The organism is Lederbergia galactosidilytica, assembly GCF_017873565.1.
In the GTDB taxonomy this organism is placed as follows: Bacteria; Bacillota; Bacilli; order Bacillales; family Bacillaceae_C; genus Lederbergia; species Lederbergia galactosidilytica.
This window is the reverse complement of the sequence record NZ_JAGGKH010000004.1, coordinates 187,835-212,162: the sequence shown is the minus strand read 5'-3', so window position 1 is coordinate 212,162 and position 24,328 is coordinate 187,835. Positions and strand designations below refer to the sequence as shown.

The 24,328-nt window shown below is 38.6% G+C and carries 19 protein-coding genes; 8 read left to right on the top strand and 11 right to left on the bottom strand.

All coding sequences use genetic code 11. From position 1 onward, the window contains the following. Positions 1 to 146 precede the first annotated feature (146 nt). Positions 147 to 293: a hypothetical protein gene (locus J2Z23_RS05955; RefSeq protein WP_165589557.1), complete on the bottom strand. Its 147-nt coding sequence runs from the start codon at positions 291 to 293 to the stop codon at positions 147 to 149. A 121-nt stretch (positions 294 to 414) separates the two neighbouring features. Between J2Z23_RS05955 and J2Z23_RS05950 the strand changes: the two genes are divergently transcribed. Further along, positions 415 to 1,014, top strand: a complete 600-nt coding sequence (locus J2Z23_RS05950) for a hypothetical protein (protein WP_209973473.1) — start codon at positions 415 to 417, stop codon at positions 1,012 to 1,014. Positions 1,015 to 1,322: 308 nt separating this feature from the next. Here J2Z23_RS05950 and pgeF read toward each other — a convergent pair whose 3' ends face one another. The 4 genes from pgeF to J2Z23_RS05930 form a co-directional block, all read right to left on the bottom strand. Next, positions 1,323 to 2,081: a peptidoglycan editing factor PgeF gene (gene pgeF, locus J2Z23_RS05945; protein ID WP_057981698.1), complete on the bottom strand. Its 759-nt coding sequence runs from the start codon at positions 2,079 to 2,081 to the stop codon at positions 1,323 to 1,325. Between the two features lie 263 nt (positions 2,082 to 2,344). After that, positions 2,345 to 3,394: an ABC transporter permease gene (locus J2Z23_RS05940; protein WP_057994148.1), complete on the bottom strand. Its 1,050-nt coding sequence runs from the start codon at positions 3,392 to 3,394 to the stop codon at positions 2,345 to 2,347. Positions 3,395 to 3,418: 24 nt separating this feature from the next. Next, positions 3,419 to 4,900, bottom strand: a complete 1,482-nt coding sequence (locus tag J2Z23_RS05935) for a sugar ABC transporter ATP-binding protein (RefSeq protein ID WP_064468728.1) — start codon at positions 4,898 to 4,900, stop codon at positions 3,419 to 3,421. 221 nt (positions 4,901 to 5,121) lie between these two features. Further along, a complete protein-coding gene (locus J2Z23_RS05930; protein WP_064468729.1) occupies positions 5,122 to 6,105 on the bottom strand; it encodes an ABC transporter substrate-binding protein in 984 nt (327 codons plus the stop codon). 659 nt (positions 6,106 to 6,764) lie between these two features. On the opposite strand from J2Z23_RS05930, the gene J2Z23_RS05925 reads away from it, so the two are divergent. Further along, positions 6,765 to 7,562, top strand: a complete 798-nt coding sequence (locus J2Z23_RS05925; RefSeq protein ID WP_057981864.1) for a polysaccharide deacetylase family protein — start codon at positions 6,765 to 6,767, stop codon at positions 7,560 to 7,562. Positions 7,563 to 7,722: 160 nt separating this feature from the next. Next, the gene (locus J2Z23_RS05920) at positions 7,723 to 8,703 is read left to right on the top strand and encodes a Gfo/Idh/MocA family protein (protein WP_064468730.1); all 981 of its coding nucleotides are present in this window, start codon (positions 7,723 to 7,725) and stop codon (positions 8,701 to 8,703) included. 74 nt (positions 8,704 to 8,777) lie between these two features. Here the strand turns inward: J2Z23_RS05920 and J2Z23_RS05915 are convergent, their stop codons facing one another. Both J2Z23_RS05915 and J2Z23_RS05910 read right to left on the bottom strand, forming a co-directional pair. Further along, positions 8,778 to 10,127: an MFS transporter gene (locus tag J2Z23_RS05915; RefSeq protein WP_057981703.1), complete on the bottom strand. Its 1,350-nt coding sequence runs from the start codon at positions 10,125 to 10,127 to the stop codon at positions 8,778 to 8,780. Positions 10,128 to 10,323: 196 nt separating this feature from the next. Further along, positions 10,324 to 11,424 (bottom strand): 5-methyltetrahydropteroyltriglutamate--homocysteine S-methyltransferase, encoded by a 1,101-nt coding sequence (locus tag J2Z23_RS05910; RefSeq protein ID WP_057981704.1) that lies wholly within the window; start codon positions 11,422 to 11,424, stop codon positions 10,324 to 10,326. Between the two features lie 329 nt (positions 11,425 to 11,753). On the opposite strand from J2Z23_RS05910, the gene J2Z23_RS05905 reads away from it, so the two are divergent. The 3 genes from J2Z23_RS05905 to J2Z23_RS05895 all read left to right on the top strand — a co-directional run bounded on the left by J2Z23_RS05905 (position 11,754) and on the right by J2Z23_RS05895 (position 15,958). Beyond that, positions 11,754 to 12,662, top strand: a complete 909-nt coding sequence (locus J2Z23_RS05905; RefSeq protein WP_057981705.1) for a LysR family transcriptional regulator — start codon at positions 11,754 to 11,756, stop codon at positions 12,660 to 12,662. A gap of 197 nt (positions 12,663 to 12,859) precedes the next feature. Next, entirely contained in the window at positions 12,860 to 14,188 is a 1,329-nt protein-coding gene (locus J2Z23_RS05900; protein ID WP_057981706.1) for an outer membrane protein assembly factor BamB family protein, read from the top strand. A 159-nt stretch (positions 14,189 to 14,347) separates the two neighbouring features. Further along, entirely contained in the window at positions 14,348 to 15,958 is a 1,611-nt protein-coding gene (locus tag J2Z23_RS05895) for an ABC1 kinase family protein (protein WP_057981707.1), read from the top strand. Between the two features lie 54 nt (positions 15,959 to 16,012). Here the strand turns inward: J2Z23_RS05895 and J2Z23_RS05890 are convergent, their stop codons facing one another. Together J2Z23_RS05890 and J2Z23_RS05885 are read right to left on the bottom strand one after the other, a co-directional pair. Beyond that, complete coding sequence (locus J2Z23_RS05890; RefSeq protein ID WP_057981708.1) at positions 16,013 to 17,377, bottom strand: Asp-tRNA(Asn)/Glu-tRNA(Gln) amidotransferase GatCAB subunit A; 1,365 nt, start codon at positions 17,375 to 17,377, stop codon at positions 16,013 to 16,015. Between the two features lie 180 nt (positions 17,378 to 17,557). Further along, entirely contained in the window at positions 17,558 to 19,249 is a 1,692-nt protein-coding gene (locus J2Z23_RS05885) for a methyl-accepting chemotaxis protein (RefSeq protein ID WP_057981709.1), read from the bottom strand. A gap of 454 nt (positions 19,250 to 19,703) precedes the next feature. Here J2Z23_RS05885 and J2Z23_RS05880 point away from each other — a divergent pair, with 454 nt between their 5' ends. Both J2Z23_RS05880 and J2Z23_RS05875 read left to right on the top strand, forming a co-directional pair. After that, a complete protein-coding gene (locus J2Z23_RS05880) occupies positions 19,704 to 20,330 on the top strand; it encodes a fumarylacetoacetate hydrolase family protein (protein WP_057981710.1) in 627 nt (208 codons plus the stop codon). A gap of 164 nt (positions 20,331 to 20,494) precedes the next feature. After that, positions 20,495 to 21,202, top strand: a complete 708-nt coding sequence (locus tag J2Z23_RS05875) for an MOSC domain-containing protein (RefSeq protein WP_238482630.1) — start codon at positions 20,495 to 20,497, stop codon at positions 21,200 to 21,202. A gap of 127 nt (positions 21,203 to 21,329) precedes the next feature. Here the strand turns inward: J2Z23_RS05875 and J2Z23_RS05870 are convergent, their stop codons facing one another. Together J2Z23_RS05870 and J2Z23_RS05865 are read right to left on the bottom strand one after the other, a co-directional pair. Beyond that, complete coding sequence (locus tag J2Z23_RS05870; RefSeq protein ID WP_057981712.1) at positions 21,330 to 22,490, bottom strand: serine hydrolase domain-containing protein; 1,161 nt, start codon at positions 22,488 to 22,490, stop codon at positions 21,330 to 21,332. A gap of 336 nt (positions 22,491 to 22,826) precedes the next feature. Further along, the gene (locus J2Z23_RS05865; protein ID WP_238482629.1) at positions 22,827 to 24,275 is read right to left on the bottom strand and encodes a glycoside hydrolase family 5 protein; all 1,449 of its coding nucleotides are present in this window, start codon (positions 24,273 to 24,275) and stop codon (positions 22,827 to 22,829) included. Positions 24,276 to 24,328: the final 53 nt, after the last annotated feature.

The window sequence follows — 24,328 nt, the reverse complement described above, 5'->3', positions numbered from 1 at the left end:
AATCGAAGACTAGGTTGATAGAAATACAAACTTAAGGGAGTGGGATAAAAAGGTCTTTTAGTAACTAGGAAAGTAATGGCTTGTACTATATAATACTGAGCAAGATTATATGGGGTTCGTTTACTGAACCCCATAAGAGAACAGCATTAAGGAATTAAACCGTGAAAGTGATACTGCATCATGAAAGTCATTTCGCCTGTTTGTCCTCCGATCAACTTTCCGAATTTGTCAGGGTTGCTCGAGGGTGCTTTGGTAGGCTTTTTTCTTTGCTGTTCATTTGCTTGTTGCGACATGTGATCACTCCTACTCTTCACTTTATCGCTCTTCTTATTTGTTCCCGTAATAGCCGTAAATATGCTATTGATATATTTTTATGGAATAAAAATGATTGAAGAAATCTTTGTCGGAACGGTATTGATAACTATTAAGGGGTTGGAAAATTTTATGGGAAGAAGGCAAAAACAGTCTGATTATACAGCAATCGAGACTATTGTTGTCGTACTTGTGATATCGTTCATTCTCTTTATTTCATGGCAGTTATCAGGCCTGGAGGATAGGGGACAATTTATAAAATTCATCGCCTACGATGTTTTATTCATAAATATGTATGGTCTTCTTTTAATCTTACTAGGTTCGGCACTCATTGTTTTTTGTATCTATTTTATTATAAGCGGGAAAGCTGCTGATCCGAAGCGTTTAGCATGGCTTGGCCCTTTACTAGCATTAATATTGATTGGTTTAGGGGGTCTTCTTTCTCATAACTTAAAAGGTAATCTCATTGATATAACCAGCTATGTAACGGGCAATACGGTGACAGAAGAGGTGGTTATTGAAAAATTTGCTATCCGTTCAGGAGGAGAACATACCTTTTATGAATACACCCTTGCTGATGGGCGAGAATTCTCAGAAAGGTATAGGGGAAAGGGATTCAGGCGGATTGAAGAAGGAAGAGTGTATGTGATTCATTATTTGCCTAAATCAAAAAAGCTTTTAAGTATAAGGCTTGTTGATTAATGAAGGATCAGGAGGATAGGCGATTTCATCTTTTATTTGGAATAAGCTTGTTTGTTTCTCCCTTGCCTAACAACTTTAAAAATCCCCAAAATGGCGATATGACTGTGAGAATAGCATTAGCTGTGACCACGCAGTGGATGGAGAATGGAAAGGCAAAGTTCGCGCTCGTTTATTGGCAGACTCAAAACAGTCCTGTTCTTTGTCTGGACTAGTGCGTACTGCACGGCTACGGCGCCGCGGGCCATCTGCATGACCCGCGTCCTAGCTAGCAGCCAAGAGCGCCTTTTGGGGAGTTTTGGCTTTCATTTCTACTTTTTCATAATAAAGCAAAGATGTCTTCCGCTTTGCTTGTCTTGGCGGTAAGAAAAACCAGCGGGACTTTGAAACGTACAGGTAGTATCTATGTGAATGCAGTCTTCTGGGATGCCTGCTAATAAGCACTGTTCTTTCACAGTTTGTTGATTATCAATATGATATTTGCCAGTTTGATGACGATACTCGATCCACTTATCTGCATATCCTAAAGCTTTATATTGTACAAAGACATCTTCATCCACTTCAAATTTCCTTTGACTGAGTGCCGGACAAATTTGAACATGAAAATCCTTTGGATCACATTGCTCTACCTGAATAAGATGCTTAAATAATTTCAAAGAGATCTCCTTTACAGTACCCTGCCATCCTGAGTGGATGACTCCCACGACACCACGTACTTCATGATAAAAAAACACGGGTACACAATCTGCATGAAAACTACATAGTAAAAGATTTGGTTCATATGTGTAAAGCGCATCTGTTGCTGGAATGGCAGTCTCTAATTTATCAGCCCCACGCCCTTTATCTGGATGGATTACTTGATAGAAATTGGCGCTATGTGTTTGCTCAGCACAAACGAAGTCATCCAATTCACAATTTAAAAAGTTGGCCAATTGCTGACGATTTTGCAAGACTGCATTTTCATTCTGACAAGCATGAAGGGCCATATTAAAATGCTCGGGCTCTGTCATATCCTTCATTGTCATTCCCGCAATCCATTTTTCGTTCTGAACATACATTTTTATATTCAAGCGTATCACCTTATTTATCTTAATTTTTTAAAGTTATCCCAATAACAAGCGGTGCATGGAATTATTCTTCGTAAACATCTTCATGGAGATCAAGGCTGAGAGGATATGCTAAGTACAGTAGGGTCAGGCACCTATATTTTAAGTGGTTAGTGAGAGCAAATCATAAGGATAAAATTGAAGAGATTGAGACCAGTTAGTGCCGAAAAAGGGGCAAGCTTTCTGCCCCTTTTTTCTGATAATATACAGAATGTATCATGCCCAATTTAAGCTGCTTGTTCCTTTCTTTGTAAAAGCACGGCTGCAATCACGATAAATCCCTTAAAGGCTTCCCTAAGAAAGGGCGGAACACCAAATAAATTTAATAAATTATTCATAACGGCTATAATCAGCATCCCATAGACCGTACCTAAGATAAACCCTCTACCACCAAGCATACTTGTGCCACCTACGACAGCCGCCGCGATGGCATCCATTTCCATTCCCCGTCCCGCATTGGAAAAATCCATGGAACCAATTCGCGAAACTTGGATGATAGCCGCAATCGAAACTAGAACACCCATCAAGGCGTATACATGTAGCTTTACTTTACTTACATTAATACCAGAAAGTTTAGCCGCTTTTTCGTTTGAGCCGACAGCAATGATTTGTCGCCCAAAGACTGTCTTCTTGGAAATATAATATAAAATATAAGCGATGATCGCCCAATACACAATCGGCATAATCATATAGTTGCCAATCTTAAAGCTTGCCAATTGAGTGAACTCAATCGGGACCTTCGGATTATAACCTTGCATAAAGTGTTGTGTGACACTTCTGAAGATCATCATCGCACCTAAAGTCGCAATAAAAGGGGGAATATTCCCTTTAGTTACACTTGTGCCGATTAAGAGACCGAGTAAATACCCCATAAGGATGACAAGCACAATCGTTAAGAGTATTGCTGGAAAACCTGTTATTCCAAGGCTACCCAAAATTCCCTTTGTACTAGTATCCAATAGAACCATAGCAAAGGCACCTGTAGCAACCAAAGTGGAACCGACTGCTAGGTCAATACCCCCTGTCATAATGACAAAAGTCATTCCAAGGGCGATAATTCCAACACCTGCATTATTTCTTAAAATATTAATCCAGTTATTTAACCAGGATTGAAACCAACTACCAAATGAATCGTAATTAAAACCTAATACTAATGTTTGGATAATGATCATCACAATTAGAGCGATCGCTGTACTAAATACGGGTTCATTATGCCATTTATATTTAAACCATGTAAAAAAATTCCGTCTGTTTTTTAAACTAGGGTTATCAGTCATTCATTTTCCCCTCCTTTTCGCTGATCAATTCCCGCCCGTAGCGAGGTTCATAATCATATGCTCATTCATTTCGTCTCCCATTACTTCACCTTGAATTACACCGTGATACATCACGAGTGCACGGTCACAGATACGGATAACTTCCGCTGCTTCACTAGAAAGAACGACAACGGCTATATTGTTGTCTGCAAGATCTAGGATAATATCATAGATATCTTCTTTCGCCCCAACATCAACACCTTGAGTTGGATTATCCAAAATTAATAACTGTGGATCAGCTGCTAACCATTTTGCCAGGACCACTTTTTGTTGATTACCTCCAGAAAGACTGGTGATATTGTCAGTCTGCTTCCCCATTTTTAAGCGTAGCCGTTCTTTTTGCTTTTCGAAAAGAAGCTGGTGTTTCTTTGTCGCGATTTTCCCACGATTAGAAAACTTAGGCCAAGTGGCAATCGAAGCATTCTCAAAAATATCCATATCTTTAATAATGGCATTTTCTTTACGATTTCTTGGAAGATAGGCAATACCTTTGTTGATCGCTTGTTTTGGACTTTGAATAATGACTTCTTTTCCATTCAAGAAGATCTTTCCGGCCGAAGGATGATTCGCTCCGAAGATAGTTTGAAAAAGTTCGCTACGTCCATCACCAAGTAATCCTGTGAAGCCGACAATCTCTCCGGCTTTAATGGAAAAGTGAATGTCTCTAAAGGCCGTCGGATCTGTAAGTCCTTCCACCCGTAAAATTTCTTTCCCTATCTTCTTCTTTCTTAATAAAGGCTCTGTTCTTACATCAAATCCAACCATAAATCTTGCTAGATCTCTTGTTGTCACGTCACCTACATTTCCTTCAGCGACAAGGTTTCCATCACGAAGGACGAGATAACGGCTGCAAAACTGCATGACCTCATTTAATTTATGGGAAATGAAAATAATGCCGACCTGATGCTCCGTTAATGTTTTCATCATTGTAAAGACTCGTTCTATTTCCTGATCGGTTAGAGAGGTGGTAGGCTCATCCATAATAATAATGGAAGCATTTGTCATCATTGCTCGGCAAATTTCGACAATTTGTTTATAGGAAGAATCTAGGTCTCGAACCATTTTTTCCGGGTCTAAATCAATATTCATCTTTTTAAACATTTCATTTGTTTCGTTATACATACGTGTCAAGTCTAGACTGCCTGTTTTGGTTTTTAATTCTCTACCAAGAAACATATTTTCATAGATGGGTAAGTCATTGATTAAATTTAATTCCTGATGTATAAAAGCAATGCCAGCTGCTTGTGATTGGGCTGGTGTATCAAACTTTACAGGTTTTCCATCGATTAGAATAGAACCGGCATCCATTTGATGGACACCACCAAGTATATTCATAAGAGTTGATTTCCCTGCACCATTTTCACCAAGTAAGGCACAGATATCTCCACCTTGAACACTCAGCGATACATCCTTAAGTACATCGTTTGTTCCAAAAGATTTTCTTATATTTTTCATTTCGATTTTCATACGATCACTTCCATACCTTCGATTAAAAGAGAGACCATGGCAAGGCCATAATCCCTCATCAATTCTTTGTCTTATGGAAAATCAATTCCCTTATAGAGGGGAAGGCAAAATTAATTATCATATAATGAAAAGTCTAGGAATCAACAATTTGCCGTAATTGAATTTGGCTCAAGGCCTCTCTAGTAAATTACGTCGCTAAACAGGCGTTTGCGCTTTTCTCCTTAATACGGAGATTCTTCGTCAATGAATTCTTCGTAATTATCTCGATCGACAACAGTCGTAGGGATAATTGTTACTTCATCAGCTTCTTCTCCATTTAATAATTGCAGAGAAACATCAACAGCATCTTTTACCATAGCTGGACTGTAAAGGGCGGATTGAATCCAAATATCTTCATTTTCAGGCATCATCTTGAAATATTCTTGCATGCCGCCTCCGCCAGTCACAACTTTAATATCATCTCTTCCAGCTTCACTAATTGCCTGTAGAACGCCAATGGATGTTTCATCATCCATAGAATAGACAGCATCAATTTGTTTATTGCTTGTTAAAATATCCGCAAAGTCTTTCAAACCATCCTCACGTGTAAATTGAGTGGCATATGTGCTGATATTCATATCAGGAGCCATTTCTTCCATTGTGTTCATAAAACCCTGTTTTCTTAATTTTGAAACAGAACCAGAGGATGGAACTTCTAGCACAACGACATTGCCTTCTGTACCAATTTTATCAATAATATATTTTGCGCCTTCAACCCCCATACCTTCATTATCGCCAGACACACGATAAACCCCGTCAGCATCAATCTCAATATCAAAGTTTACCACTTTAATTCCGGCGTCAAGAGCGGTTTGGATAGGAATTTCCATTCCTTCCCACTGAGGGAAAGCTACAATCGCTTCCGCACCCCAAGTCATCAAATCATCCAATTGGGATGTCATTTCTTCCGCATTCGAACTTGTTTGGATTTTATAATCAATCTCATCAGATAATTCCTTTGCACGTGCTTCCGCATGGTAAGCGACAGCCGCGACCCAACCATGAGTAACAGCAGGTGCAAGTATCCCAATTTTATGTTTCTCTGAGCTTGACTTTTCACCTGAATCGCTACTTGAATCCTCATTCTGTGATTCTGAATTACATGCACTTAGTATCGGCACTAACATCAAAATTAGGATGGCTAGCACACTTAAACTTTTCTTCATGAGAATGAACTCCCCTTTTTATATTTTATCGTAATAAAATGAAGCCGCTTTTAAATAGGCCTACCTTATTCGATTCCTAGAAAATTTAGAGAAAAGGCATGTTGGCGTTTGCAGTTGAAATATGGGCTATCTTCAGGAAATCAGTAGCACTATCCCAATCTCAATCTAAACGTTTCACTAAAAAAGTTAGATAGTAAAATACTAAACAAGCCTTCACGTAAATTTATCGTATCTTAGCGATAAAGCTAAAACTTTCTTATGCACTTTCATTATATGACATCTAAGGAAGAGAGTAAATTAGATTATAAGTTTATTTTGAACTCATTTTGATAGATGTTGGCACAATGGTGAGGATTCTGGTCTTTGGGATGAATGGGAGGGAAGAGAATATGAATAAATGAAGAGATTAACCAATATGGATTATGGAAGAATAGGAAATTCTAAACTTAATGAGGAACTATTTAATGGATGTCTTTTACGAACGATTTATTCTATATCTTATGCGGACTTTTAGCCTTTTACTTCAGAAAAATATTTTTTGGGGATTTAATATTGATAATGTCATTATAAGGATTTTTAGTAAAAGCTAGGCAGGAAATTTCTGTAAGAGGGAGAAATAGTTTAGAGAGTATTCAATCGATGTAGGAGGAATAATGGAGATGCCACAGATAACGATGTCCTTTCCACATGGAAAGCATAAGGTTCTAACAATGAGCTATGATGACGGAAAGGCAGCTGATCGTAAGCTTGTTGAGGTATTTAACCGAAATGGAATTAAAGGAACATTCCATCTTAATTCTGGTTTATTGGGCAAAGGGGACCGAATTGGGCTAGAAGAAATAAAAGCAGTATACGCGGGACATGAAGTTTCCGCCCATACAGTTACACATCCAACAATTGCACGGTCACCAAAAGAGGCATTGCTAGAAGAAATATTGGAAGATCGTAAAGACTTAGAAAATATTGTCGGGTACACGGTTAGAGGACTATCTTATCCGAACGGTTCATATAATCAATATATAAAGGAGCTATTACCATATTTAGGAATTGAGTATGCAAGAACCGTTCATAGTACAGGTCATTATTCGATGCCAGATGATTTTTTAGAATGGCATCCTACTTGTCATCATAATCAAGATCTTTTAAAGCGTGGAGAGAATTTTATACAACTGCACAAACAACAATATTTATACATGATGTATGTGTGGGGGCATAGTTATGAGTTTGACAATGATCATAATTGGGATATTATCGAAACGTTTTGCCAAACCGTAGGAAGGCAGACTGATATTTGGTATGCAACTAATATAGAGATTGTTGATTATCTTAATGCCTTTCACCAGCTTAAATTTTCTGCTAATAGTCAGTTTGTTTACAATCCATCTGCGATCTCTATATGGCTTAATGTAGATGGGGATATTGTGGAAGTAAAAGGTGGCAGTCAGATTGAACTGTAAAGAAGATAATAAATCAATCTAAACTCATAATGTATTTCAATGTATTGTCTTAAAAGTAGTTTTAAATTCGTTTTATAATTTAGAATGATCAGAAGAAATTTGTGTTATTGTTAGATACAAACTAGAATAGATTCATAGACAATTGAAAGGGGAATGGGACATGACAGAGAATAAAGTGAAATGGGGCATCATGGGAGCAGGGAATATTTCTCGAAAATTTGCATCTGATCTAGTTCACTCGGAGAATGCAGATTTGGTGGCTGTAGCATCAAGGACAGAGGGAAAGGCGGCTAGTTTTGCAAGCGAATTCAATATTGCGCGCCCTTATGATTCGTATGATGAATTTTTACAAGATGAAGAGATTGAGATTGTTTATATTGGAACCTTACATACACAACATAAAGAATGTGCATTAAATTGCTTAAAAGCTGGGAAAGCGGTTCTATGTGAGAAACCATTTACGATGGATGCAGCAGAGGCAGAAGAGCTCATCCAAGCAGCAAGGGAAAATAATACATTCTTAATGGAAGCAATGTGGACAAGATACTTACCAGCCATAGTACAGGCGAAGAATTGGTTAGAAGAAGGGAAAATTGGTGAGGTTCGGATGCTTACCGCGAATTTCGGTTTTGATGTTGGTTGGAGCCCAAATAGCCGGTTATTAGATAAGAAACTTGGAGGAGGAGCGATGCTCGATGCTGGAATTTATCCAATCTCCTTCGCATCTTTCATTTTTGGTCAGCAGCCAACTGAAATTAAAAGTAGTGCCCATCTGGGAGAAACAGGAGTAGATGAGCATTTTTCTGCTCTCTTCGAGTATCCAGATGGAAAAACAGCGATGCTGAACTCTGGAGTAAGACTCAACTTAGCCAATGATGCTATTATTTATGGCACTAAAGGATACATCCGTTTACCTAATTTCCTCTTCGGAGATGGTGCCTATCTACATCAGGCAGGATCGGAAGTAGTCGAATTTCAAGATGATCGCAAACTACAAGGCTATATTTTTGAAGCTGAAGAAGCCATGCGCTGTCTACGAGAAGGTAAACTTGAAAGTGCCATCATGCCTCTAGACGAAACGCATGATATCATGAAAACCATGGACACATTACGCAAGCAATGGGGTTTAGAATACAAATAAAAGCGGGGACAAAAGCGGGGACAGTCCCCCAGCTCGTTAATACGTTAACGCAGCGGGGGACTGTCCCCAAAATATTATCCAACTTTAGAGAGTTGAGATGTGTTTGTGGTTTTATCAAAGCTTCCATATTTCTCTTGGACGAATAAGAAGGCGATACCTCCTAGAATACTTGGAACGGCAAATGCCATAAAGGCGTTTTGTGGTGCTACGTTCGTCGCAAGTAAGAGTCCGATAAGGACAGGGGCTAATATGGCTCCGATGCGGCCAATGCCAACTGTGATACTGAGTCCTGTTGCGCGAATTTCACGTGGGTAAAATTCAGATATATAAGGGTTAACTAAATTTTGGGTCCCACCCGTGCATGCGCCGCCAAGAGCGATTAATCCATATAGTAATAGGGTGTGAGAGGTTAGGCTAAGGGATACGAAGCAAAGAGCCCCCATTAAGAACATACCTAACAGTACCTTTCGATGACCAATTCGCTCGACTAAGATTCCACCGAGTAGGGAGCCACCAATTTGTCCAATGGCCAATACAAGGTTAAATGATAGGCTTGAAGTAATACCAAATCCTGATTCTTGCATGATTTTAGGTAACCAAGTATTTAAACCGTAAATCATAAGCAGGCAGCTAAAGACAGCCGTCCAAAAAGCCAATGTGCTGACAAGACGTCGATTTGAAAAAAGTTTTTTCACTGGGAAGCCCTTTGCCTGCTCTTGAACAGCCGCATACTCAAAATCGTCTGTTGCTTGAAAATTGCCATTTGGGTCGACCTTATTAAGAATGCTGGCGATTTTGTCTCCTTGTTTTCGCAGAACAGTATAGGATAATGACTCAGGAAATTGTTTGAGAAAAAAAGGTAAAGTTAACAAAGGAATAATACCAAGCCAATATAGAAATCTCCAACCTAGGCTTTCCATTGCATACATGCCAATCAGAGAGGCTAAAATTCCTCCAATTGAATAGCCACAATACATTAAAGCCACTGTTAAAGCTCGATTTTTCTTAGGGGAATACTCAGTCATAATTGCAATCACGGCTGGCATTAACCCACCCATTCCCAAGGCGGAAATAAAACGCATAATTAAGAAGACATTCTCATTTGGCGCTAAACCAGCAAACAACGAGAACAAACTGAATAATGCCATACAAATGGCGAGTATTTTTTTACGTCCGATTATGTCGGATAAAGAACCAAGCACGAAGGACCCAATCATCATTCCTATTAATGAATAGCTACCAATCTTTCCCGCTTCTACAGTTGTTAATCCGAAGTCATCCATCATGAGAGGCAAGCCGATTCCATATAGAGCAATATCAAATCCATCAAAGGCTATCGCATAAAAACACCATAAAAATACTAGCAGGTGAAACTTATTAAATTTACTTTCGGCTATAATGTGAGCTGTACGAACAACGCGCATGTCAATCTCCTTGTTGAGTGTATTTTTAGAATATTGGAACAACTAAATTTAGAAGGCGCCTATAGAGGCGCCTTCTTCTAACACATAGAGAGAACGGCGTTTTTATAGGAGACTCTTTTTTGCCGTTCATTACACATCCAAGTGTTATATTTTAAAATATGACGCTATGATTTAAATCCATAGGGCAGTATTACGGTTATTTCCAAACATCTTCGGCAAGCTCAACTACATAACGAAGCTTTTCCCATTGTTCTTCTTCAGTCAATAAATTTCCCTCTTCAGTTGAAGCAAATCCACATTGCGGGCTTAGTGACAGTTGGTTAAGATTAACAAATTGGGAGGCCTCTTCTATTCGTCTAATAATATCTTCTTTTGGCTCTAGCTTACCGTGCTTTGATGTAATCAAACCAAGAACGATGTTTAAGTCCGGCCGATTTACAAAGCGCAAGGGCTCGAATCCACCAGAACGATCATTGTCATACTCTAAAAAGAATCCATCAATATTCAAATTTCCGAATAATGGTTCTGCAACTGGTTCATAACCACCCGAAGAAATCCAAGTAGAACGGAAATTCCCACGACAAATATGCATCGTCACTTTTAAATCTTCTGGGCGGTCAGCTACCGCTTTATTTAATGTATCAAGATACATTTTGACCAAGTATTCCGGGTCTTTTCCATTTGCTCGTAATTGTTCCTTCTGTTCCTCTGAACATAGATAGGCCCAAGCAGTATCATCTAATTGGAGGTAGCGGCAACCAGCATCATAAAAGGCTTTTATCCCTTTTTTATAAGCTTTTGCTAAATCATCAAAGAATTCTTCCTCGTCTGGATAGACAGCTGGATCCACTTCACCGCGAAAATGGAGCATACTTGGACTTGGAATCGTAAATTTTGCAACATGATTTCCGGCTACTTTATGAAGGAATTTATAATCATCTAGCATCGGATGATTAGCAAAATCTAGTTTATTTGTCACTTTAATTGCGCGAGATCTAGTTTGCTGTTGTTGAAATTGAATGCCGCTTCCCGCCCAATAGCCGTCAACTCCAACTAAATTTTCTAAGAAGTCAAAATGCCACCAAGCCCTGCGGAACTCTCCATCTGTTACAGCTTGAAGACCGATTTCTTTTTGTTTTACTACAATTCTTTTGATTTCATTATCTTCAATAGCACGTAATTGCTCAGCTGTGATTTCACCAGCGCTCCTCTGTAATCGTGCTTTTTTTATTGTTTCGGTTCTTAATAAACTGCCGACTTGGTCAGCGCGGAAAATCGTTGTCGTTTTTGTTTGCATGTTACTCCCCCATTTCCTAATAGTAAAAAATTTAAAATGAACTTTTATATTGAATATATTGAATTCTAACATGGGAAAATAGTATAGTCTAAGTGGAAAAAGATATAGTTGGTTATAACCAATGGTTATAGGTTAAGTGAGAATTTCTATACTCTTTTCTATTATCGTAGTCTTGCTCTCTCTTAAATTTCCATTTATGATGAGTTTATTGATGATTGTTAGAAACTGACTGTAGCCTAAACTAAATTGCCCTCTTCTTCTCTTTTAAACATAAGTGGATAGTGGTTTTCGCATAAATAAACATAGTGTTGAACAATGAGGGACGAAAAATGAATTTACAACAATTAAAATATGTGATTGAAATTGTTAGAAGTGGTTCGATGAATGAGGCAGCACGTAGGCTCTATATTTCACAACCAAGCTTGTCAAAGGCAATTAAGAATCTTGAAAAGGAAATAGGAAAAAATATTTTTACTCGAACATCAACAGGTATAACTCTTTCACCAGATGGGGCAGAGTTTCTTGGTTATGCTAGACAAGTAGTGGAACAAGTAGAACTGTTAGAACGTCGCTATTTTAATACGGCCCCTTCTCCGCAACTTTTTTCAGTCTCGACACAGCATTATGCCTTCGCGGTAAATGCTTTAGTTGAAATGATTAAAAAACATGGTTCAGATAAATATCAATTTACAATGCGGGAAACGAGAACATATGAAATTATCGAAGATGTTAAAACTCTTCGTAGTGAAATCGGTATTTTATATGTTAGTTTGTTTAATGAAAAAGTAATGATGCAATTGCTTAAAGAAGAGGGACTTGAGTTTAATTTGCTCTTTAAAGCCTCACCACATATTTTTGTGAGCTCTCAAAATCCGCTAGCAAGTAGGGAGTCTGTTACGTTAGAGGATTTAGAAGACTATCCGCGTCTCACTTTTGAACAAGGGGAATATAACTCATTCTATTATTCGGAGGAAATATTTAGCACAATTCCTAGCAAAAAGAGCATTCAAGTAAGTGATCGAGCTACTTTGTTCAATTTATTAATTGGGCTAAATGGTTATACGATTTCAACGGGCATCTTAAGCGCTGACCTAAATGGCTCAAATATTGTATCTGTCCCGCTCGAAGAAGGAGAAGTCATCTCCGTCGGATGGATCGTACACAAAAAGGCCCAACTAAGCCGCATGGCTAAGCTGTATTTAGAAGAACTTAAGCGAATTATTGACTTTTATGTGTAAAGGGGACTGTAAAGGGGACTGTCCCCCAGCTTGTTAATGTGTTAAAGAAAAGCGATACCTATCCCCCGAGAAGAACTATAATTATGGAAAAGTAGACTCTCAATGTTTGATAGGCTGATTAAAAGGGTAAATAGTTCGGTGGACTTATAGTTTTTGGCAGAGAAGTCTAAAATACATAAAATTAGAAGGATGTTTTTATGAAGAAATTCGTTTTATTGTTGAGTATGGTTTTGCTTTTAGTCATGGCAGGCTGTGGAAGTAATACTAGCACTAAGGATGATGAAAAGGACGAAAATACAACAGTTGAGAAGGAGAATGATACTGAGGAGGGGGCTGAGGAAGAGTCTAAGGAAGAGGAAGAAGCCCCGAACACATTATTAGGTTCTATTGAAGATTTCGAAAGTATATCGATCGATGAATATGATCAGGAAAATTGGATTCAGATTGAAACAGAGATGAATATAGAAAATCACGCCTTTTTAGATGGCGATAGATTTTTTATCAACACAGAATCCGATGAGACGATCGCTTATACGAAGGATATGAAGGAAATATGGAAGAGCGAGGTGCCTTTCCCGTTTAGAAGGCCGAATGTGATGACAGATGACTATATTTTAGTTAATAATGAAACGGATGAAGGGGAAGAAGCATTTATCGAGGCATTGGATAAAGAAACCGGAGAGTCCGTCTATAAAATTGATTTGAAAAAATATAATAATCTAAGTGAATATTATGTGATCGATGATGCCATTTATTTTGCTGCAGGTCTTCGCTCAGAGCCAGATGATATGCTGTTCGCTGATCAATTCACTATTCACAAACATAATTTACAGGATGGATCGCTTATTTGGGAAAAGGAGATAGGGAATCTAAAACAGAATGGGAAAGACCCCCTTTATCAATTAGCTTTTAAAGATGACTACTTCTATTATGTTAATGATGACTCAGAATTAATAGCAGCGGAGCAGGAATCTGGAGATGAAATATGGAAACAGAGTTTACCGGAATCTTTACGTTACTCAATTCCATTTTTCTCAGGTGATGCTCTATATATCCTAGATTCTGATAGTGTTTTTCATGGATATGATGCGGAAACAGGAGATCCATTGAACGAATTTGAATTTCCTGGCAGGATGATCGGACCTGTTGCTCCCTATCCCGTCTTCACAGACTCAACAGTCATCTACCAAAATCTTGATTTTGATAATGGGGATACAACCTTAATTGCAGTGGATATAGAGGCAGGAGAAGAGGCTTGGTCTATTGACTTTGGACAGCATTTTATATTTGCTGCCCATCTTATCAATGACACATTATATCTATTAACCCAGGTTGATGGTGAAGATTCCTCTACACCAACAAAAGTACTAAAATTAAACCCTGAAACAGGTGAACTAATAGAAGGTATTGAGCTAAATGAAAGAATGGCCAAAGCTTCTAACAACCAATACCTTTATATGGGGAACTATACCAACGATGATTACCTAGCCTTTTTCTTTGAAAAATCTGCATATTTTATTAAATAACGGGGACTGACCCCCGTTTTGTTAACGCGTTAACGGATTGGGGGACTGTCCCCGATCCGTTTTTTAAATTTTTTTAAAAGGGGAAGGAGAATTGTATTCTATTGGTGAAGTATGAAGTAAATATATGAAAGTCGCCAATGAAGAGAAAAGGAGCGGAGAATGAAAAATCAAAGTAAATTTGCCCGGATGTTCAAGGTGTTATCCTTATTCATGACTATAATTATTCAAATTTATTGGTATAAATTGAGTAGGAAGTCTGAAGCGGACTGGGAGGATTTGTGGGGAAGTATTGGAAGAAGGTTTCGACGACTACTTTTTGAATTAGAGGGTTTGCTTATTAAAGTTGGACAGATTATTAGTACCCGTGCGGATCTATTGCCAGAGGCATTTATTAAGGAAATAGAAGATCTTACCGATCACGTACCCCCTTCCGAGTGGAGCGAAATTCAACAGGTACTTGAAGCAGAATGGGGAAGTAGTTATAAAGAAAAGTTACTTTCGATTGAAAAAAAGGCAATTGCTTCCGCGTCCATCGGGGAAGTGTATAGAGGCGTCCTAAAGAATGGATCTACAGTAGCAATTAAAGTGCGGCGCCCTCATATCCATTCCATTGTTCAAACGGACTTCCGTACGTTAGGTATCGTGATTTGGTTTGCTAATCATTTTGTTCCCCTTCCTAAGGGATTTATTAATCTGAAAATCCTGTTTTCTGAGTTGAAGCAAGTGATTGAACGGGAGCTAAATTTTTCGAAAGAGAAAGAAACCCTTCTCTATTTTAGGGAGCGTTTTAATGAACTGGAAATTGTTAAGATTCCCACGGTCTATAGAGAATTATGTACATCTAAAGTATTGGTAATGGAATGGGTCGATGGAATAAAAATCACCGACTTTGAGGCGATCGAGAAATTACCAATTACTCGTAAGCAGTTAGCTCAGCGTCTAATAAAAGTATTTCTTCCACAATGGCTAGAGGCAGGAAAATTCCATGCTGATCCACATCAAGGAAATGTCCTTGTCTCAAAAGAAGGGCAGATCATTTTATTAGATTTCGGTATGGTAGGGGAAATATCCAACAATGATGCCTTCGCTTTTCAAAGTTTGATTGAAAGTTTTTTAGCAAAAAATTATACGAAAGCTGTTGATTGTCTGTCTCGTTTAGGATTTTTACTCCCAGAGGCAGATACTAGGGTTATGGAAAAGGTACTAGCTGAATGGATGAACCTCCAGCCTACTCAATTAACAGAAATGGATCTATTGGCTTTAAAATCGGAGCTTAATGATATGATCCAAGCTCTTCCTATTCAGGTACCTACTCGTTTTGTTTTCCTTGGACGTTCTTTTATGACGATTGAAGGCATTATTCATCATTTAGCGCCAGATGAAGAAGTTCTTGAACTAGGTAAACCTGTTTTCATGGAATGGCTCATGAATGCAGGGAATAAATGGTCCTTTATTTGGCAATGGATCCAGTCACAACCAGTATTCAGGATCTTTCATTCAGTTACAGAATTTTTAAAATTACCACAGACATTTGAACGATTAAAAGAGTACGAACAAAGAAGACAATTTAAATTTACAATCTATCAAAATCGTAAAAGCCAGCTATTTCAATTAACCCTACTAGGATTAATAGGTATTATTATTGGCGTGTCCATATCCAACCCGCTAACGATAAAAATAGCGCTTGGCTTATCTGTCGTTGCCATTATAGGATATATATTTAGCAGTTATAAATTGAAAAAATGGCTAAAATACATGCCACTAAAATAAGGGTCAGTCCCCCACCTTAGTAACGCGTTACCTAGGCGGGGGACAGTCCCCTTACTATATAAGATTATTTCTCTTATCATAAAAGGTTTTTAAAAAGGCTTGTTCGTATGCGTATCCCGCATGGATGAGTATTTTTTCGTTATGATTGGCTGCAGCTAGTTGTAAGCCGACAGGAAGCCCGTTATCTGCAAGTCCACATGGGATGGAGATGGCCGGTTGTCCGGTTAAGTCGAATACGGCTGGAATCCGGATCATCGTGTTAAATACGCTATCTGTTACTCCATTGACCTCCACCATTTCTTCTCCTATGCCTTGTGGAGTGATCGGGGTTGTTGGTGTGGCCAGCACATCGACTTGTTCAAAAAGCTGTTCAAATTGCTCTGTCAGTTGTGCTTTTCTTTTTAAGGCTTTAATATAATCAAGAGCTGTAATGGCATGGCTATGCTCTAGAGAAGCCTTCACATCTAGACCAAAAGAATCTAAGGTTGATACAATTGATTTTTCATGTACAAATCCTGCTTCCGCGATACCAATGCCGAAAGAAAGGGCAAGATCTTCGGAAGAAAACGGAATATCGATCTCTATTAAAACGGCGCCAAGACTCTCTAAATCTTGCAAAGCTTTATGATAGAGTCTAGCTGTGTTCTCCTCAATCCCCTCGTTAAAATAGTTTTTCGGTACACCGATTCTTATACCTCGGATATCCTCTTTTAGACTTGAAGTATATTGTCCTCCTGTCATAGCTTCCAAGATTATAGCTAGATCATCCATTGTTTGTGTAAGTGGCCCAATATGATCAAGGGTCCAAGAAATATGTTTGACTCCTCCAGCCTTTATAAGACCATGTGTTGGTTTTAACCCAATTACTCCGCAAGAAGCGGCAGGAATGCGGATAGATCCGGCTGTATCAGTTCCAATCGATGCGAGACCTAATTTGGCAGCAACAGCAGCTCCAGACCCTCCACTCGATCCGCCTGGTGCATATTCTTTATTCCAAGGATTTTTAACGGAACCGTAAAAAGGATTATTAGAAGTAATTCCAAAAGCGAATTCATGCATATTTACTTTGCCAAGTTGGATTGCTCCTTCTCTTTGCAGAGTATGAACAATATCGGCATCGTCATCTGGAATAAAATCCTCATCAATTTTAGATCCACTTGTTGTGCGGATTCCCTTTGTATTAAGATTATCTTTATAGGAAAGAGGAATGCCTTCTAAAATGCCAGTAGCTTCATTGGCAATATATTTCTTCTCGGCAATTTCCGCCTGTTTTAGGGCAATATCATCTGTAACCGTAATATAAGCATTCAAATCTTGGGATTGATGTATGCGATCTAAATACATTTTGGTAATGTCTACGGGAGAAAACTCCTTCTTTTTGTACCCTTCTTTTAGTGAAAGAATTGAAACATTCTTCATTCAACCAACCTCCACAAATTATGATCGTTCAGTCCAAACAAGCGTTATTGAGGACTAACCAAGACGAACCAAGCATATCATAGAAGAGAAAGCGGATGTATAAAAGAGTACTAACCATAAACTGGGGACAGTCCCCCAGTCAGTTAATACGTTAATGCGGCGGGGGACAGTCCCCGCTTTTTAAAGTTTAAATTGGCGTACTAATTGGTTAAGTTCTTCCGCTGATTGGTTCAGTTGTTGGGTGTTTCCAGCTATTACTTCCATGGCACTGCTTGTTTGTTCAGTGGAGGCGGAGGTTTGTTCGATGCCAGCCGCAGACTCTTCGGATATGGCGGCGACTTCTTCAATCGTACTATTTAATTCTTGACTTTGTCCTGCGATGGTAGCCATGTTGTCTGTGATCACTTTTAGATCGTTAACCATGCTTATAACGGATTGGTTTATTTCTGTAAAGGTTGTACTTGTTGTTTTGATTTGCGCTGTTCCTTTTTCTACTTCGGCGTAGCCTGTTAATAATGATGTAGCAACACCGTTCGATTCTTTTTGGATACGATCCACGATTTCTGTAATATCGATGATCGAAACGGAAACTTGTTCTGCTAGTTTTTTAACTTCTGAGGCAACAACTGCAAAACCTTTTCCGTGCTCCCCGGCTCTTGCTGCTTCAATCGCGGCATTGAGTGCTAATAAGTTTGTTTGATCCGCAATATCTTGGATAACGGAAACAAGCTGTGATATTTCCTGGGATTGTTCATCCAATCCTTTAACCTTTTGTACAGCAGTTTGCACAATATGGTCGATCTTAGTCATTTGCTCATAAGAGCTTTCCATAAGTTGTCGACCATCTGCAGTCATATTAAGCACTTGATTGGAAGAGCTTTGAATCTGTGCTCCTTTTTCATTGGCATCTTCCACTTTCATGGTGAAAGAACTCATAATGGAAGACATATCACTTGCACTATTTGCTTGTTCTTCAGAACCAGAGGCTAATTCTTGCATTGTAGAAGCTACTTGTTGGGAAGCCATCTTTACCTCGTTTGCCCCTTGCTTTAGTTCCTGACTTTGACTTGTCACAGAGTCTGAGACTTCATTCATTTTATTAACCAATTCGCGAGTACTCTGCATCATTTCATTAGTCGCAATAGTCAATTGTCCCACTTCATCTTTCGTTTGAATTTGTAATGGCGGCTGGCTTAGATCGCCTTCAGCTATTTGTTTCATTCTGTCCATTACTTTTCTAATAGGAGTTGAAATCCCATTCGCTGTAATAAGGGCGATCACCAAACTGATAATAATGACTAAAATGCTTATACCTAATTGAAGCCATACAGTTGTTTCCCCACTGGCAATGAGACTTTTTTCTGTTTGATAAATGGAACTTTCACTCTCTTCAGCTAACTTTTCATATTCAATCATTAATTCATTGATAAAGACATTACTCTTTTGTAAATTTTCTCTAGCTAAGTCCTTATTCCCATTGTCATATTCATCAAATACATCTGTTTGGATAAAATTACGCCATTCTACTGTTTGGTTAATCAGTTCATTAAACTTCTCTGAATCATCTGTTTCGCGGATGATTTTTTCGTAATTCTTTCCTTCTTCTGTATAGGCATTGAATTGGTCCTTATAATCTCCACCAAATAGGATATATCCACGAGCAACAGCTACCCGATTGGATAAAGATGTAACCAATCCCTTATTCGCCATTAATAATGGAAGCTCTTGTTCACTAACATTTTTGGCAGCTTTATTATTGTTCATTGTGATCCGGGTATTATAAATGGCCAATAAAATCACGAGTAAAAGAACGATGGAAAACCCCGCAATCATCTTCGTCTTGATACTCTTGAATGTAAATAACTTGTTCATATATATGTTTCCTTCCTTTTTACATTTTTGGGAAAAATCAATCCCTTAAATATTTATCGACAGAAATTGACAAATTTGGACATAATTTATATATTCCCTCTTTTTTCCAAAATGGGGACTGTCCCCCACTGTGGTAAGGCATTAAAGAAAGAGGTGGAAAGAGCATGAAACAAAGGAAGGAATAGATTGGAGATTTAGAAGGAAAGAATTATATACGGTGGAAAAGTGAAATGTTGGAGAAAAAAGAGATGCGAATGTCTAACTAAGATTTGGATGGAGCGAGAATATGCTTTAAAAATTATGATCATTTGCACTATACTTTAAATAGAAAGGAAATCATGCAAGTTTCACAACTGTAACAAGTATTTTCCTGTTATATTTGAAATAGCATCTACCTTAGTTTTTATAGGAAATAACTTTCAAGTTGCTAAATACCATAAAGAAGGTGTTGAAAATGGAATTCCGTAATATATTTTGTGTTGGTCGTAATTATGCTGATCATGCGTTGGAATTGGGAAATGCTGTGCCAGACAAACCATTAATTTTTTCTAAGCCATTACATTCTTTAGTGCTTGCGAATGGTGAAGCGATCCATTATCCGGGAAATAAAGGGGCTATTCATCATGAACTTGAGATTGTTTTATACATAGGAGAAGATTTGCCAGATGACGATATTCAGGTCGATAAAGTAGTAACGAAAATGGCGCTTGGAATTGATTTGACATTAAGAGATGTGCAATCCGAATTAAAAAAGAAAGGACATCCATGGCTTTTAGCGAAAGGCTTTAAGAATGCAGCTATTGTAACAGATTTTTGGGATTTTCCTGGGGAAGCTGCTTGCAAGAAAGAGAACTTTTCCTTATTACGTGATGGACAAACTGTTCAAGACGGAAATATAACGTCCATGATCTTCTCTTTTCAAACTATATTAGCGTATATTCAAGCAAATTTTGGCTTAAGAAAAGGAGATATTATATTTACGGGAACTCCCGAAGGGGTTGGCCCTATTTCCAATGGTGAAAAGTACGAATTGTACTGGGGGAAGGAAGGAAAAGGAAGCTTTCGTGTTCATATGAGTTGATTTTCCTGTTTTTTTAAAAACGGGATTTTCGCTATAAATATTTTAAGTTCTCTCATTCTTTCCAAAAGTAATGTTAGAGTGGACTTGTGATCATATATATAAGGAATTGGATTTCAACCATATTGTAAGGTGATTGACGGAAATAGAGAGGGAGGGGGCTAGTTTTGGATATTTTATTAAAGGAGATTTTCATAGGCAAACCAAAAACAGTAGGACAAAAGGAAGCAATAGAACCGATGGAACGCGAATGGACAAGTGGGATTTTTAAAGAACCTGTTCATGGCCCAATTTGGGTTGGAAAAACAAATGTATCTGGAGATGGACAAGCGGATTTAAAAAATCATGGTGGACCAGAAAAAGCTATTTTTGCTTATCCATCCTCACATTATTTGTATTGGCAGGAAGAATTGAAAACGGCTGATATCAGGCCGGGTGGAATGGGAGAAAATTTCTCATTGGAGTATGTGAAAGAAGAACAGATCTCCATCGGGGATACTTTTCAAGTTGGAGAAGTAATGATACAAGTTTCACAACCGAGACAACCATGTTGGAAGCCTGCTCGTCGATTTAAAAGAAAAGAATTGGCGCTGCTTATTCAAAACACTGGAAAAACAGGCTGGTATTTCCGTGTATTGCAAGAAGGTACTGTGCAAGAAGGCGATAAATTAATTCTCTTAGAACGTCCTCATCCAGAATGGACGATTGCCCAATGCAATTATGTAATGCATGTTGATAAACAAAATATGGAGCTCGCTCAGGAATTAGCGAACATTGAATTACTTGCTACGAATTGGAGGAAAACTTTAGCGGATCGGGTAGATAAAAGGCAAGTTAAAGATATTCGAAAAAGAGTTTTAGGACCAAATGAATGATTCAGGCACTTCATCGTTTAGTTAAGGAAATTCCTTCACCTTTTTCACTAGAGCATTAGAACAACTTTCAGCCAGCTTCCAATCTGGATAAACATCTGGAAGCTGGCTGATGTCCCAAAGGGATCAGTCAAAGTGCTCCATAAATGACAGAGCGAAGTCTTGGTTGATGATAGCCTTCGAAGTTCGGTAGCATTTGTTGCATATAGACTGCGGAGACTTTTTCCTTAGGATCAATGGTTACCCAAGTTCCCAGTAAGCCGGACCAACCGAACTCTCCAAGCGAGCTATTGGCCCCACCTAAAGCAGGATCGATCATAACTCTAACACCTAGACCATACCCGTAACCTGAAAGATAATTCCAATTATAATCCTTCCGATTTTCTGGACGAAGCTGATTAGTCGCCATTAGCTCGATCGTCTTCCGACCAATGATTCGCTCTCCATCCAATGTTCCACCATTGGCCAGCATTTGGGCAAAACGACTATAATCATGTAATGTGGACAGTAATCCTCCACCTCCGCTTTCAAACTGAGCAGCGGTTTGAATATTCGCATCCATCTGTGTATTTTTAATTAAATTTCCTTGTTCGTCCAATTTGTAATTCGAACAAAGTCGTTCTTTTTTTGCATTTGGAATACGGAAGAATGTATCCTCCATTTTCAAAGGATCAAAAATTTCCTCTTGTAAAAACTGCCCGAAACTCTTCCCTGATATAACCTCAATCAAGGCGCCGAGTACATCATGACTTAGTCCATAATGCCATCTCGTTCCAGGATCAAAAGCAAGTGGGATTGCGGCTAAAGCTTGGGAAACTTGACGTGTCGTCATTTTTTGGTTTTGTTGCTCAAGTAAATGCATCGTTTTTGCTACTTGGCGTTCTGTTTCATTGCCTTCTCCAGGATAAGTCAATCCTGATGTCATCGTGAACAGATCCTTTACGGTAATCGACCTTGAAGCGGCTGAGCTGTATATTTCTCCTGTATCACTCTTTCGGTAAACGAGTGGGTTCTTGAATTCTGGTAGGTATTCCTCTAATGGATCATTTAGTAAAAAATCGCCTCTTTCATATAACAGAAGTGCTGCCGTACAGGTGACAACTTTTGTCATGGAATAAATACGATAAATAGTATCCGCTGTGATGGGTTTACCAGTCTCAAGATCAGCAACCCCGACAAAGTCTTCAAAAATCGTTTCACCTTCTCGGTGAACAGCTAAAGCGCAACCAGCAGGTCCCTTTTCAACAAAGCTTTGTAAAAGAAATTGTAGTTTTGTTTGTAAATGTTTCAAAGTCTTCACTCCTCCTATAATAATGCTATCTTAAAGATAATTCTCTTTAAGATATGGGGAATCCTCCTAATATGAAGAATATCAGATTTATCAGGGAGGGAGTAAATTGCATAGCTAGTAGCTTTTATTTATGCTGGTTACTTACTGATCAAAATCCAGAAAGTCCATTTTATTTGGAGGAGTCAAGAGGGGGGGAGATGAGGATCTGTTTGTATATACCGCATCAACATGAATGATCATGCCGATGCGGTGGAGATTAAAGTCAACTTGAGCTGTGAATATCTTATTCTATTAAGGAATCCTTTCTGCTTTCAATTAATTTATTCATCGCATTCATTATTTAATGGTAACGTTATCAACATATAAAGCTGTTAGGCCATTACTATTTGAAGAACCCGTAAACTGAACACCAACTTCTTTAATATCACTTGGGTTTGAGAGCGATGATAAATCTAAGGTTATAATAGTTCCAATTGAAGAATTGATCTTTTCAATTCCTCCATCAAACCATTGCCAATCTGATCCTGTTTTTACATATAACTTTGCATTTATTTCATCCCCGAAGTTTCCCCAATCAGCATGCTTTACAGTCGCTGTGAGTTGTGACTTTCCGCTAAAATTTAGGTTTTGAGTTAGGTATAGATAATGTTCAGAGTTATCACCCAAATTAACATCAGCTTTTAAAGAGTGGTTACCTTTTGCTGCCCACTCATTCACTGACCAAGGTCCAGTTTCTATATTTTCGCCGCTCCATCCTTCTGTCCCGGTTTCGAAGTTATAAAGCGTAGTTTCAGTTCCGTTAGAATCCCCAGGACCACCGTCGCCTACACCGTCATCTCCATCTCCAAATACTGGACTTATTTCAGATGTAGCTTTTAAGCCGTTTGTACTATTTACAATGGTATTTCCCCAGTCGGTTAGGTTATTTCCGGCCCAATCATAGGATAAGTCTAAATAATCCCATTCCATGCCATTACCTTTCCACGACCATGCGAGCCAGCCAACATTTTTCTCTTGGGAATAATTCATAATTGTTGCTTCATCTACATCTCCGTCTGTATGCCTATGTCCAAATTCTCCAATGATTACGGCTAGACCTTGATTTAATACACCGTCAATATTTGCTTTGACAGTAGAAGCGTCCCCACCAGCATATTCATACATATGAATAGAGAACATTGTATTTTGTAGGGGGTCAGCATTGAATACTTCTTTTCCGTAATTGTGAATGGACTCCGGAAATTGCCCCCAGCCAGCAGAGTCTACTATTAGTGTGTGGTTAAGTCCTGCATTTCTTAATTTGGGAATCACTTGTTTGTAGCCATCCGCCCAACTAGCCCCATCCCAAGTACCGTACCATTCATTTGCGATGTTTATTAGGACTTTGTCTTCCTTGCCGATAAGTGCTTCTTTTATACTAATCCAATAATCTGCCGCACTATCTAATGAGCTGATATCATCTTTTCCAGTAGCATCGTGGACCTCTAACATAGCAATTAGATTATTTTCCTCAGCCAATGATATTAGATTCCTCACGCCATCAATATCATCCCGACTATATTGGCTGCCATCCGATAATACGATTCTAATAGTATTCGCCCCAGTTGCTGCAATGGCAGGTATTGCGGTTGCTGTGTCGTCTTTAAACCAAGAGTGAGCATGATTGATTCCTCTTATCACAAAAGGGGTACCTGTTGCGTCATAGAGTGTGTTTCCGTTTACATAAAACCCGTTTGCTGCATTCGCTTTTGAAGTAGAAGTAAACAGTGAAGTAGAGAATAACATGAAAAGACATAGAATTGAAACTAAAGTTTTCCTTTTACATGCCAACATAATCA

What these genes read in the sequence shown, in the direction of transcription:
- J2Z23_RS05955 (WP_165589557.1), bottom strand. Translation starts at nt 293, where the DNA reads ATGTCGCAACAAGCAAATGAACAGCAAAGAAAAAAGCCTACCAAAGCA.
- J2Z23_RS05940 (WP_057994148.1), bottom strand. Translation starts at nt 3,394, where the DNA reads ATGACTGATAACCCTAGTTTAAAAAACAGACGGAATTTTTTTACATGG.
- J2Z23_RS05935 (WP_064468728.1), bottom strand. Translation starts at nt 4,900, where the DNA reads ATGAAAATCGAAATGAAAAATATAAGAAAATCTTTTGGAACAAACGAT.
- J2Z23_RS05930 (WP_064468729.1), bottom strand. Translation starts at nt 6,105, where the DNA reads ATGAAGAAAAGTTTAAGTGTGCTAGCCATCCTAATTTTGATGTTAGTG.
- J2Z23_RS05925 (WP_057981864.1), top strand. Translation starts at nt 6,765, where the DNA reads ATGCCACAGATAACGATGTCCTTTCCACATGGAAAGCATAAGGTTCTA.
- J2Z23_RS05920 (WP_064468730.1), top strand. Translation starts at nt 7,723, where the DNA reads ATGACAGAGAATAAAGTGAAATGGGGCATCATGGGAGCAGGGAATATT.
- J2Z23_RS05915 (WP_057981703.1), bottom strand. Translation starts at nt 10,127, where the DNA reads ATGCGCGTTGTTCGTACAGCTCACATTATAGCCGAAAGTAAATTTAAT.
- J2Z23_RS05910 (WP_057981704.1), bottom strand. Translation starts at nt 11,424, where the DNA reads ATGCAAACAAAAACGACAACGATTTTCCGCGCTGACCAAGTCGGCAGT.
- J2Z23_RS05905 (WP_057981705.1), top strand. Translation starts at nt 11,754, where the DNA reads ATGAATTTACAACAATTAAAATATGTGATTGAAATTGTTAGAAGTGGT.
- J2Z23_RS05900 (WP_057981706.1), top strand. Translation starts at nt 12,860, where the DNA reads ATGAAGAAATTCGTTTTATTGTTGAGTATGGTTTTGCTTTTAGTCATG.
- J2Z23_RS05895 (WP_057981707.1), top strand. Translation starts at nt 14,348, where the DNA reads ATGAAAAATCAAAGTAAATTTGCCCGGATGTTCAAGGTGTTATCCTTA.
- J2Z23_RS05890 (WP_057981708.1), bottom strand. Translation starts at nt 17,377, where the DNA reads ATGAAGAATGTTTCAATTCTTTCACTAAAAGAAGGGTACAAAAAGAAG.
- J2Z23_RS05885 (WP_057981709.1), bottom strand. Translation starts at nt 19,249, where the DNA reads ATGAACAAGTTATTTACATTCAAGAGTATCAAGACGAAGATGATTGCG.
- J2Z23_RS05880 (WP_057981710.1), top strand. Translation starts at nt 19,704, where the DNA reads ATGGAATTCCGTAATATATTTTGTGTTGGTCGTAATTATGCTGATCAT.
- J2Z23_RS05865 (WP_238482629.1), bottom strand. Translation starts at nt 24,275, where the DNA reads ATGTTATTCTCTACTTCACTGTTTACTTCTACTTCAAAAGCGAATGCA.